This window comes from Acinetobacter sp. 102, from assembly GCF_037028485.1.
GTDB classification, from domain to species: domain Bacteria; phylum Pseudomonadota; class Gammaproteobacteria; order Pseudomonadales; family Moraxellaceae; genus Acinetobacter; species Acinetobacter higginsii.
The window spans coordinates 50478-62872 of record NZ_JAZEZK010000002.1; the positions used below are offsets into that span (position 1 = coordinate 50478).

Annotated in this window: 10 protein-coding genes and 1 riboswitch; of the genes, 6 read left to right on the top strand and 4 right to left on the bottom strand. The window is 41.1% G+C overall.

Annotated features, from left to right (window positions below):
• Positions 1-98 precede the first annotated feature (98 nt).
• A complete protein-coding gene (locus tag WA352_RS02475) occupies positions 99-1943 on the bottom strand; it encodes a TonB-dependent receptor plug domain-containing protein (RefSeq protein ID WP_336141130.1) in 1845 nt (614 codons plus the stop codon).
• A 37-nt stretch (positions 1944-1980) separates the two neighbouring features.
• Positions 1981-2194, bottom strand: a riboswitch (cobalamin riboswitch).
• Between the two features lie 119 nt (positions 2195-2313).
• Here WA352_RS02475 and WA352_RS02480 point away from each other — a divergent pair.
• The 3 genes from WA352_RS02480 to WA352_RS02490 are packed head-to-tail and all read left to right on the top strand — an operon-like array spanning position 2314 to position 4705.
• Complete coding sequence (locus tag WA352_RS02480) at positions 2314-2970, top strand: phosphoribosylanthranilate isomerase (protein ID WP_336141132.1); 657 nt, start codon at positions 2314-2316, stop codon at positions 2968-2970.
• On the top strand, positions 2954-4183 hold the full coding sequence (gene trpB, locus WA352_RS02485; RefSeq protein WP_336141134.1) for a tryptophan synthase subunit beta: 1230 nt from the start codon (positions 2954-2956) through the stop codon (positions 4181-4183). Before WA352_RS02480 ends, trpB begins: the two co-directional genes overlap by 17 nt.
• Positions 4184-4192: 9 nt before the next feature.
• Positions 4193-4705, top strand: coding sequence for a DUF1543 domain-containing protein (locus WA352_RS02490; protein ID WP_336141136.1), 513 nt, complete (start codon positions 4193-4195; stop codon positions 4703-4705).
• A gap of 61 nt (positions 4706-4766) precedes the next feature.
• Here WA352_RS02490 and WA352_RS02495 read toward each other — a convergent pair whose 3' ends face one another.
• Positions 4767-6545, bottom strand: a complete 1779-nt coding sequence (locus WA352_RS02495) for a bifunctional metallophosphatase/5'-nucleotidase (RefSeq protein ID WP_442892212.1) — start codon at positions 6543-6545, stop codon at positions 4767-4769.
• A 213-nt stretch (positions 6546-6758) separates the two neighbouring features.
• Here WA352_RS02495 and WA352_RS02500 point away from each other — a divergent pair, with 213 nt between their 5' ends.
• The gene (locus WA352_RS02500; protein WP_004802803.1) at positions 6759-7754 is read left to right on the top strand and encodes a DUF2804 domain-containing protein; all 996 of its coding nucleotides are present in this window, start codon (positions 6759-6761) and stop codon (positions 7752-7754) included.
• 199 nt (positions 7755-7953) lie between these two features.
• A complete protein-coding gene (locus WA352_RS02505; RefSeq protein WP_336141137.1) occupies positions 7954-8490 on the top strand; it encodes a hypothetical protein in 537 nt (178 codons plus the stop codon).
• Positions 8491-8557: 67 nt separating this feature from the next.
• On the opposite strand, the gene WA352_RS02510 is transcribed toward WA352_RS02505, so the two are convergent.
• Positions 8558-9433 (bottom strand): metal-dependent hydrolase, encoded by an 876-nt coding sequence (locus WA352_RS02510; protein WP_336141140.1) that lies wholly within the window; start codon positions 9431-9433, stop codon positions 8558-8560.
• Positions 9434-9549: 116 nt separating this feature from the next.
• Here WA352_RS02510 and WA352_RS02515 point away from each other — a divergent pair, with 116 nt between their 5' ends.
• Positions 9550-10572, top strand: a complete 1023-nt coding sequence (locus WA352_RS02515) for an AraC family transcriptional regulator (RefSeq protein ID WP_336141142.1) — start codon at positions 9550-9552, stop codon at positions 10570-10572.
• Between the two features lie 261 nt (positions 10573-10833).
• On the opposite strand, the gene WA352_RS02520 is transcribed toward WA352_RS02515, so the two are convergent.
• On the bottom strand, positions 10834-12165 hold the full coding sequence (locus WA352_RS02520; RefSeq protein ID WP_336141145.1) for a Na+/H+ antiporter NhaC family protein: 1332 nt from the start codon (positions 12163-12165) through the stop codon (positions 10834-10836).
• Positions 12166-12395: the final 230 nt, after the last annotated feature.

Consider the following 12395-nt stretch of genomic DNA (forward strand, 5'->3'; position numbering starts at 1 on the left):
GTTTCTCTGATCCTGAAAATAAAAAGGGGATAATGTCGGTCAGAACATTACCCCGAAACTGGAGTTAAGAAAATATTTTTTATTATTTTATCACGCGATTAATAACGGAATGTGACACCCGCAGAGGCTAGGCGACCTGTATTAATGTACCAATCATTCGAAGGATAGGTGTTTAATACCTCACGATACTCAACATCGCCTACGTTTTGAATGTTAGTAAATACCTTCACATTTGGATTGATATTCCAATAAGCATTTAAATCTACGGTTGCATAACCAGGTACTCGAGTCGTATTTGCCGAGTCTGCATAAGATTTAGCACGTGCGATTACTGAGGCACTGATTCCATAAGTTGCATTTTCTAACCCTGTACTGACTGTTAAGGTTTGACGTGGGCGATAAGCAATTTCTAGATCAGTCGCTTCATTTTCTGTTTTCACATAAGCATATTGTGTTGATAAAAACAAATCATCTTGATGCCATTTGATACCAGCTTCGCCACCTGTGAAATTTGCTTTCGCTACATTTTTATTTGTACCAGCATTATAGGTAATGAGGTTTTTAATCTTTGTATGATAAACAGAAAGATTAGTACTTATATTCGGTGTGATATCGTAATCAGAACCGATTTCATAAGAAGTGCTTTCTTCTGGAGCAAGGTTTTCGTTGCCACCCCATTGTGAATAGAGTTCATTTAGTGTTGGTGCGCGGAATGCACTACCAATATTTGCATAAACACTTGCATTAGGTAAGAAATGATAACGAATTGCAGCTTGTCCAACTGTATGATCGCCAAAACGTTCATTGTCTTCTAAACGAACACCTACTTGCGTATCAAATTGTTCATTTTTAAATTGATGTTGTAGGTAATAGCCTGTGCTATCAACACTCTGATCACCTTTCAGAATTGTGTTGGTTTTATAATTTGCATCCGTGTAGGTTGCACCAATTAAGACGTTTTGATTTGGTGTGAATTTCCATTTTAGGTTTAAATCACCTTCGTTATTTTCAGTGTCATAATGCGAGCCATAAGCGGGTACATTTTGCTTGTCTTGAGCATTTGAATAACGTGCGTTGACGATTAAATCAGGCAAAATATTGTAGGAAACTTTGGCATTAATGACGCGATTTTCAAATAAACGCTGTGCTGTATTGGTAATATAGTCATTACTGAAAATATTAGTTCCCTTATTTTCACTAATCGATGCAGAAGCATCTATGGTATTTTCTTGATAAAAACCGACTTTGGCATGATAGCCTTTTTGGTCATAACTTGCTTTTTCATTTTTAGCTTGGCTTTCAAAGATACGAGTGCCATCGCTTTCTAAGCGTTGGCCACCTACTTGTGCATAAAAACCTTGATCAGTAACTAAATTGGCATTAGCAATCGTTTTATAAGTATTATTTTCCCCATAAATACCTGTTAAATCTGCCCCTGTTTTTTCAGGTTTTTTTGAAATTAACTGAACAACACCGCCAATTGCATCACTACCATATTGTACAGATGCAGGTCCCTTTAAGATTTCAACTTGTTGAACATCGGTTGTATCTAAAAAAGCTGGATATAGTGGGCCAAGTTCATTTTGACTATTTAGACGAGCACCATCTTTAAGAACGAGTGTGTGAACTGATTTGGTGCCACGAAGTGAAATCTCAGAAATTTGTCCTAAGCCACCACTTTGTTTGATATATACCGATGGATCACGTTGAATCACATCAGATATATTTAATAAAGGATTTTGTTCAATTGTCTTTTGATCAATTACAGTTAGACGTGCAGGAACATTCTTTAATTTTTCTTCAGTACGAGATGCTGTCACAACAATCGTATCTAGCGTCGCAGTTTTATCGCTTGATTGATCTTGAGCAAAAGCAGGTGAAGAAAACCCCATCGCAATAGCGATAGCACCAACTAAACGAGTCGGTTGAAAAACAGTAGACATGATGTCGCTCCAGACATTCACCCGTCGTGAATGATAATGTGGAAATAAACAACAAGCAGGTCTCCGGACTTCACTATAATCATCAAATGAATGATGTTACTCATCATCTTCCCACATCATACCGATGCAGTGATTTGGCGTTGAGCTGAGATGAGTGATTCGGTGTTACCGTTGCGAGGGCAGTGTTGGACTTACACCAACTTCCCTATAAACAAAAGAATTTGCTTTAGACTTGTTGCAAGATTACGCAAAGTATAAAGTGTTAACGTTTTTTAAACAATTGCATTTCCGAATGAACTTTGCCCAAAGCAAGTCAAATTGCATTACAATGCGAGAGTTTCAAAAATATTCAGTTTAAATTGGACAGCTCATGCGCCAAAGCCAAATGCGAACTCGTGCCAAGATTTGTGGAATTACCCGAGCACAAGATATCCAAGCCGTTGTAGAATCAGGGGCAGATGCGATTGGTTTTGTATTTTTCCCACCCAGTCCACGACATGTCAGTATTGAGCAGGCCCAAAGCTTGGCAAAGCTGGTACCACCTTATGTGCAGTTGGTCGGCTTATTTGTAAATGCCAGTGCTGAAGAAATCCAAACGGTGCTTGATTCCGTTCCTTTAGATGTATTACAACTACATGGCGATGAAACACCAGAACAATGTCAATTAATTGCAACACACTGTAAACGCCGTTGGTATAAGGCCATTCAAGTCAAACCTGATTTAGATGTTGTGACTGAAATCCAGCGTTATCAAGCAGCGGGAGCCAGTGCAGTGCTGTTGGATGCATGGCATCCCGAACTGAAAGGCGGCACAGGACACAGTTTTGACTGGGCCCAATTTCCCCAACTAGATATTCCACTCATTTTGGCAGGTGGCTTGACCCCTGAAAATGTCAGTGAAGCTATTGATACTACAGCGGCTTTTGCTGTGGATGTCAGCGGAGGCGTCGAGTCCGCAAAAGGTATAAAAGACCAACAACTGATTGAAAAATTTATGCAAGGAGTCCAACGTGGATCAGCAAAATAACGTGATTGACTACACCCAGTTTCCAGATGCGCAAGGGCATTTCGGTATTCATGGTGGACGTTTTGTATCAGAAACGCTGATGGCTGCACTTGAAGACCTCGAAAGTCTTTATGGTCGTATGAAGAATGATGCACAGTTTCTAGCAGAGTTTGACCGTGATCTTGCGTTCTATGTTGGTCGTCCTAGTCCACTTTATTATGCTGAGCGATGGTCTCAGCACCTCGGCGGTGCGCAAATTTACCTGAAACGTGAAGACTTGAATCATACTGGTTCGCACAAGGTCAATAACACGATTGGTCAGGCTTTATTGGCAAAGCTATCGGGTAAGAAGCGCATCATTGCGGAAACAGGCGCGGGTCAGCATGGTGTGGCGACCGCAACCATTGCAGCACGTTTAGGCATGGAATGTGTGGTGTACATGGGCGCTGAAGACGTGAAACGTCAGGCCATGAATGTCTACCGTATGCGTTTGTTGGGCGCAACAGTGGTACCCGTGCAAAGTGGTTCAAAAACATTGAAAGATGCCATGAACGAAGCGATGCGTGATTGGGTCACTAATGTTGATAGTACCTATTATGTGATTGGAACAGTGGCAGGTCCACACCCCTACCCACAGTTGGTTCGTGATTTCCAGTCGATTATTGGTCGCGAAGCACGTCGTCAAATTCAAGAGCAAGCAGGGCGTTTGCCAGATGCTTTAGTGGCTTGTGTAGGTGGTGGTTCAAATGCGATGGGCTTGTTCTATCCATTCCTGAATGATCAAGATGTGAAAATGTATGGTGTCGAAGCTGCTGGCTATGGAATAGAAACAGGTAAACACTCTGCGCCGTTGAATGCAGGTCATGTTGGAGTGTTACACGGAAACCGTACCTATTTGATGTCGGATGAACAAGGTCAGATCATTGAAACACATAGTATTTCAGCGGGTCTGGACTATCCAGGTGTTGGTCCTGAGCATAGTTTCTTAAAAGACATGAACCGTGTTGAATATGTGCCAATCAATGATGATGAAGCTTTACAAGGTTTCCGTGATCTTACTCAAATCGAAGGGATTATTCCTGCACTTGAAAGTTCACATGCGATGGCTTACGTCACGAAACTTGCGCCAACCATGTCGAAAGATCAAATCATTATTGCAACAGTTTCAGGTCGTGGTGATAAAGACTTGATGACCGTTGCGCGTATTGATGGCGTTGAAATGGTCGAGATGTAAGTTTTTACAATGCCAAGTTTGTTTATGGTGATGTTGGGTGGCCGACATGCCAGAGCCAATACCGAAGTCCATGATGTGGTAATGGCAATAGGTGAATCATTGTCTGAAGTCATACCTCAGCTCAAACAAGCTTGGTTTGGTGAGTCGAAAGGTTTACATATCGATGCTTGGGCACAGATTTCAGGTGTTCAATCACAAGGCGTGAATTATCAAATTCAGTTTTCCGATGCCGCACCGTCGGCTTTGGATGAAAAATTATATTTGATTAACCTAGGTGGATATTCACTTAACGCTTTTGGTGAATTACATCGCTACCATTTGGTGATTGCACCAGATGCAGTGATTGCAAAACAGTTGGGTAAACAATTTATCGAACAAGATTGGCATAAACCGCATACCGATCGTGTGGTGGATGTTGATGATTGTATTCCAATTGATCATGTTGCAGGGCGTTATATCCATTTAGTTCAAGGTGAGTTTAGCCCAACAATTTGGGAAAATACTTATCTAACCTTGGATTAATCGATAGATAAAATGAAAACAGGGAAGCAATTGCTTCCCTGTTTTTTTATTGTGCATGTAGTTAAGGAATCAGTTTGATTCGATCGGTTTTCGGTGCATTCAGCGGTGAGTATTGCACCACATATTTTTCTAAGGCATCGATATCTTGTCCACCACCGACTGGATTTTTACCTTCTTTTAATACCGTGAAGTTATCACCACCATCCGCGAGGAAGCTGTTGACCGTCACACGGTAAACCTTGCTATCATTCAGCGCTTGTCCTGCAACCAAGATATTGCTGGCGCGTGGTGAAGTCGAGTTGTCTTTCTTATACGAATAACTGAACTCTTTTGATGGCTGTAAGATACGAACTGTGGCTGCGTTTGCACCAGACCATTGCTGTTCTAACACGTCACGGATCTGTTTACCTGTTAGACTCAGCGTCACAATTGAATTACCAAAAGGCTGTACGGTAAAGACATCACCAAAGGTGATCTGATTGCTGCTATTCACCAATAAGTCGGCACGAACCCCCCCCGGATTCATCAGGGTAAAGTCAGAACCTTGATTACTTGCTGCGAGTGCCATGGCTTGTTGTGCATCAGCAATTAAATTTCCGAGTGGGCTTTCTCCACTTTCGGTGGCATTACGATTAATGACACCATTGGCTGTACCGACCACACGGGCTGAAATGGTGGTGACGGCTTGGCGATATTTATCCAGAATCGCCTCAATGCTTGGGGTTTTATTAAATTTTTCGTATAGATCCGTCAAGTTCACTGTGGTTGTACCAGAGGTATAGGCTTCACTTTGAATCGGAACTTGTTTGGCGTCCTTCTTAATCACATCACCTGTTTTGCCATCCAGTTCTAATTGAATATTGGTAATGGCTGTGCCGTATTGGCCCGCAGAAGTAAGTAAGAACGGTTTTTGTGGATTCTTAGTGGCATAGTCACAGATATAAGATTGATGCGTGTGGCCAGAAACCACCACATCGACTGCAGGATCTAAGCGATCGAGGATACCAAGTAATGGGCCACTAAGACCATCACAAGTTTTCTTATTAAATTTAGTACTTGGTGCCACACCTTCATGCACCACCACCACAATCGCTTCAATCCCTTGTTTTTTTAACTCAGGAATCAAGGCATTCACCGTATCGGCTTCATCATGAAAGTCGACATCTTTAATGCCAGCAGCTGACACGATACTTGGTGTTGCTTTCAGGGTCATCCCAATAAAGGCCACTGGAATGCCGCCATAAGTTTTAACTTTATAGGCTGGGAACAGGGTTTTCTTGGGATCATCTTTCATTGAGACGTTGGCGGCCAAGAAATTGAATTTTGCACCTTCAAATTTTGGATTGATCTGGCAGGGTTTGGCACTGGTATATTGCTGACAGCCACCATTTTGCAAACGACGTAATTCATCTGTACCGCGGTCAAATTCATGATTACCAACCGCGTTGAAATCAATCTGAATGTCATTCATTGTTTCAATGGTTGGCTCATCCAAGAACAATGATGACGTGAGTGGGGAAGCACTAATTAAGTCACCCGCTGAAACCACTGCATTGTTTGGATATTGCACACGTAGTTTTTTAATGGCATCGGCAAAATAACTCACCCCACCAACAGGAATACGTACTGTTTTACTGTTATCAGTTGGATCATCTGCTTCAATGAAACGTTTTGGTGGTTCTAAATTACCGTGAAAATCATTGAAGGCGAGAATGTTGATATTCTGATTTTTACGTTCAACGGTCGGTGTCTCGTTATTGTCATCATTGTCGTTACAAGCTGTTAAAGCAAGCATCATGAGACAGAGCACGTTTGCTTTTAATAGTCGTTGAGTCATCATGGTTTTGATCGAGTGGTATAAGATTGTTTTTTAAAATAAAAGGTCTGTATGAATATTTGATGAAATTGTGAGCTAAAAAAGTCCATTAAGGGCTTGGATTTATCCGGTAAAATGTGAATTTCGTTGCAGTTATTTATATAAAAATAGTAGTAAATTTGATCACTTACAGTCTATTATGGGCGTAGATGCGACCTAGCAATCATGGAATATAAAATGGATTTGATACAAGCCAATGGTCAACCGCGTTACGGACGTTTTGAGCAAGTCCCTTCGCGGATTAATCTGGACGACTATATTTATAAAACGCCTTTTGGGCAGGTGCTAACAGGCTGGCGCAAACAACTTAAATATAAAAAATTTAAATTCTGTGGTTTGCAGCATGAGCACTACAGTATTGGGGTTGCGATTGTTGATTTGTCTTGGGCAGGGCATGGTTTTTTCTATGTCTACGACCATCAATCAGAGAAAGTGATTGAGTGGAATGCGATTCAGCCATTGGCTCTAAAGACCCAATTGGATGAACAGCCCTTATTTAGCCAAAGTTCGTTTAAAAAATCGGCTTATCAATTCGATATGCAGCATGCCAATGGGGTGCGCTATATCCAAGTGACCAAACATGGTGAGGTTCAATTGAAAGCCCGAATTTTTTGTGCAGGTACGGATGCCTTAAGTTTATGTAGCCCGACGGGGATTAATGGCTGGACCTATACCCAGAAACAAACCACATTGGCGGTTGAAGGATTCTTTATCAGCCCAGATCGACAACAGATTGAATTTAATGCCCATAGCCTTGCGGCTTTGGATGATACCTGTGGTTTTTTGCGCCCTGAAACAGCTTGGTTTTGGTTGTCTTGCCAGTTCCGTGATGCGCAGGACCGTCGGATTGGCCTTAATCTGGCTTCAGGAGTCAATGAAAGTTTTGGTAATGAAAATGCCTTATGGGTGAATGGTCGTTTGTTTCCACTGACGGATGTTTTATTTGAACAGCAAAATGAAAATACTTGGTCGATTCGTTCTTTGGGTGGATGTTTGAATTTGATGGTGGAAACAGGCTGGTGCCGTTTTGAAAATATTAATCTGCGTTTGATTGGCAGTCAGTTTAATCAATGGCAAGCCAAAGTCAGTGGTACGATTGCACATGAACAGGTGGAGTTAGTGACCTTAGATAATGAATATGGCTTATTAGAACAACATTACGCGAAGTGGTGATCTTAAAGTCAGAATTCTGACTTTTTAATCATCTGTATGGTATGAGTGTATTGAAGGAGAGCATATTATTTTATAAATATTTCTATAAAAAAGATAAGATGTTTTAAATTTAAATGATTTTTTTTGTTGATATGATCTTCTATGGTTCGAATTGTTTAGTTAATGAAATGTATTAAAATAATCTTAAGAGGGGGTGAGGGTGGAAGCTTATAATATATACAATATTCTTTTGTTCTTAGCATTTTCTATTGTCGTGCTAGGGATCTTTTTAGGGGCAGGAAAAAATAGAAAGATAGTTGTTTTCATTGATTATGACGACTTAGGCTTAACTTTTTTGATACCAGTATCATTTTTGGGTATTTTTTTCCTTTTTCATATGTTCGGTGGAAATCCTATATGGGGGCTTATCTTATCTGGAATTATATCTTTTACATTATTTTTGATAATGTTGATTCGTAGTTATAAGGATAACCAAAAAAATATATTAAAGACGTGCTTAGCTGTGTTTACAAAATTACCGTTAGCGTTTATTTGGATTATTAATCTTATAACACTAATAAACCCATCTGGGCAAACAGCTCGCCAGCGACGTGATAGTAGAGCTAGTGCATTACTTATATTGATGTTCATCACACCAATAATTGGATTGTTAGTCGTTAATAAAGTGGGTAGTGCTATAAATCCTAAGGATTGGATTAAGGGGCGACGTGTAGGCGGTATCAGGCAATATATGTAATCCTGAAGATATTATTGGGCTAATGCCGATTAGCCCAATATTTTAATAGATATCGCTTAAATCTAATTTATAACCCCGCTTGCCAGAATGCTTCACCTGCTGCAATTGGGTCATTGGTCTTAGCTAAAGTATCAATCCAGACATCATACTGGCGAATAACAGGATGTTGATTCGGATGGAAATCTTTTTTAAACCAGTCGCTATATTGCGCTTTTTTCGCGGTTAAAATCCCGTTGCGACCAAAGAACCAAGGCAAACCTTTACGTGCCATATCAAAACGTTGTCTTAAGTTAAAACCATCAGTTTTGAGCATGACATCAGTACGATACAGGGTGAAGCCAAACATCATCACTGTGGTGAACACTAGGGCAAAGCGACGAGTGGCTTCAGGTACTTCACCAACTTCACGCATCACATCAAAAGCCACATCACGATGTTCCATTTCTTCAATCGCATGCCAAGCAAAAAGCGCACGTACAAATGGATCAGCTTCCGCTAAGGTTTCTTTTTTACTATAGAAGGTATCGGCCATTAGTGCAGTTAAATGCTCGGCTGCTGCGGTCATAGCAATGTTGTATTGCGGAGAACGATTCTTGAGTTCAAATCTAAAGATTTTCTTTAAACGCGCCGTGAACTGATCCACAGGCATCCCTTGATCTTTCATGACTTGGTTCATTTTGTCATGTGCAATGCCATGTTGTGCTTCCTGACGGATAAAATCAGCAACACGTTCCTGCAAGTCTGGATCATCAATTTTGTCACGGAATAAACGGACACATTCAATAAAGTAGCGCTCGCCATCAGGGAAGGTGAGGCTTAAAGCATCAAACATACGAGTACGGAACGGATCACCCCCAAACCAGAAGCGTGGCGCTTGGTCGAGGTGGAAGTCCAGTTTCGTTCTCACTACCGGATCAACTTGATAGGAAACATGTGCATTCATCTTGACTATTCCTTGTTTTTCTTCATGCACTCAGTATGGAAAAACTCCGATGAAATGTTTTGACAGTTACAGCCAAGTTTTATACAAATAACGACAGCTCAGGATGAGATTGACCCATGTCAGTTAAAATAATCATTGGATATTTGCGTTTGTTTAATCGTGTTTTACAACAGGAACAAATTGATTTGTCTAAAGTTGTTGCACCTGAACTTTGGCAAGCCTTTCAAGCCTGTTTGGAAAACCCCGATGAGCGTGACTTTGATGTCGAACGCTATGCCTTGTTGTTACAGGCTGCTCAAGCACACTTTACTCGTCCGATTACTTTGGTATTGGCAGAGCATGCCAATTTACAAGATTTGGGTCTGATGGGCTATTTAGCATCGACCAGTATTGATCTACAACAAGCACTTCAACTCTTACAACGCTATTATTCTCTAGTGTTTAAACAAACCAATTTAGAACAACTCGATGTACAGCAGTTTTCTGAATATATTCAAATTGTTTGGAGTGCATCCTATAGCGATTATCGAGAAATGTATGAGCTCAATCTGGCCTTGATCTTTAAAATTTCACAATCGATTGTGCAGGATGCTTTAGTGCCACCGCAGATGATCCAATTTGGCTATGCGCCGCATACCGCGCTCTATCATTTTGAAAAATTCTATGGTTGTCCGATTCAGATTCAGCAGGGGCAGTATGCCATCCGCTTTTCCAATCAAATTTTGAAGGCAAAAAGTATTGCTGCCGATCTGCAACTGAATCAAGTGTTATCCACTCAAGCACAGCATTCATTGAATAGCGTGAGTTCTTTTGAGGTACAACAGCAGCAATTTCGTCAAAAAATACATGGCTTTATCGAGCAAGGTTTATTGCAGCAGGAAGAGGTATTGCAAAGTTATGTGGCAAAACGTCTGCACTGTTCGGAACGGACGCTACAACGCCAACTGAAGGCCTATGAGTTAAATTTTCAGGATGTGCTGGATCAATATCGTTTAGAGCAGAGCAAGCTGTATTTGCAGCAAGGTAAATCTTTTTCTGAGATTGCGGAGCGGCTGAATTATGCTGATCAGAGTGCGTTTGGACGTGCATTTAAGCGTTGGACAGGAGTTACTCCCAAGCAGTTTTTAAAATCTCTTTAGATTTTAAATGAATCTTTCCACTGGGCGTAAGTCTTATTTAAATAGAAATTTTCTCAACAGAGTCTTGCTGTATTCTCACCTAATTATTGGATAAACCTTCGGTTCGACCTACTTTTGTTTTGGCAAAAGTAGGCAAAACCATTGTCATTCACAAAACCTGTTCACTTCTTGTATTTCTTTCATTATTTCGCAGAAACAGTATTTTACTGAGACCACGCAGGTTGTGAACGACATTTCCGAGTCTCGTATTTCGCACAGGATTTAACGTGTTTTGAGGCGCGGATAATTAAAGACAATGGCAAGGACTGCGCAAATTGCAAGGATCCAGCAATAATAAATATTGCCAATCAATTCAACGGGTGAGAGTTTGGCAATCGAACAGGCCAACAGCAGTTGCGCGCCGTAGGGGATAATCCCTTGAATTACACAAGAAAAAATATCCAGTAAAGCCGCACTGCGTTTAGGATCTACGCCATATTCTCTTGCCACTTCACGCGCCATATCGCCCGATAAAATAATTGCCACGGTGTTATTGGCCACAAAGAGATTCGAGAATACGACTAGGAAACTAATCCCTAATTCACCAGCACGTTGTTTACCGAATTTGAATAGGCTTGTAATGGCATAGATACGTTGGATCAACCACTGTAAACCACCTTCTTTTTGCATCAAGGTGGATAATCCACCTAACAACATGGAAAGTAATGCCACCTCAAACATGCCGACAAAGCCATCATAAATCGCGCTATTTAACTTGAGTAAGTCGAAGTCTGGCTTCTCAATCAATCCCATCAAGCCCGATAAAATTACACCGATCATCAGTACCGCGAGGACATGCAGGCGGGTAAAAGCGAGGAAAAACACAGCTAGATAAGGCAGAATCAGCCAGATATCATAAGGGGTTGATTGAATCGCTTCCGCCTCATGGCTCATCGAAATGTAGACCAATAAGGTCATAATGGCCGCAGGGAGTGCAATCCAGACATTGACTCTAAACTTATCTCTCAGTTCGACATTCTGGCTACGGGTTGCAGCAATGGTAGTATCTGAGATCATAGATAAATTGTCGCCAAACATGGCACCACCGACTACAGCACCAATTGCATATACTGGCGCAATATCAGTGGCTTGGGCAAAACCAAAGGCGATTGGGGCACAGGCGGCAATGGTGCCCATTGATGTTCCCATTGCTGTTGCAATAAACGCGGCAATGATAAACAGCATGGGTAAGACAAATTCTGGCGAAATAAGTGAAAGTCCCAACTGTACCGTCGCATCGACGCTGCCTATGGCACTGGAGACACTGGCAAAAGCACCTGCCAGCATAAATACCATAAACATCAGAATCAGATTAGGGTGACTGGCGCCTTGCAAAAACTCTTCAATTGCTGCATTGAGTTTTTGCTTATATAACAACAACGCCAAAATGACGGCTGGAATAGCAGCAACAGGTGCTTTGACTTGATAGAAGGCAAATTCTGTCCCAATCATTGAATGATAGACACCACTCCCGAGAAAGATGATCAAAAATACCAATAGCGGTAGCAAAGCAAGGGCATTGCTTTGTACTTTTTCCTGAGAGTGGGCAGACATAAAAATAAAAAGAAAACTTAAAAATTGCGGCTAGTATAAAGGAGCTTGGCTGATTTCTAAAATGCTATGCGATCAGTCCAAAATTAGGAAGCTTTGATCATTGAGAAAAAACTCAAAATATAGATAAATGTAGCAAGGCTGTTGTAAGTAGCAAGATTCACTGTCGCATTCACGTCAAACTCTGTTCAATGAACAAAAAATAGCGTTACAATGCAGTGTTTTTGTATGAC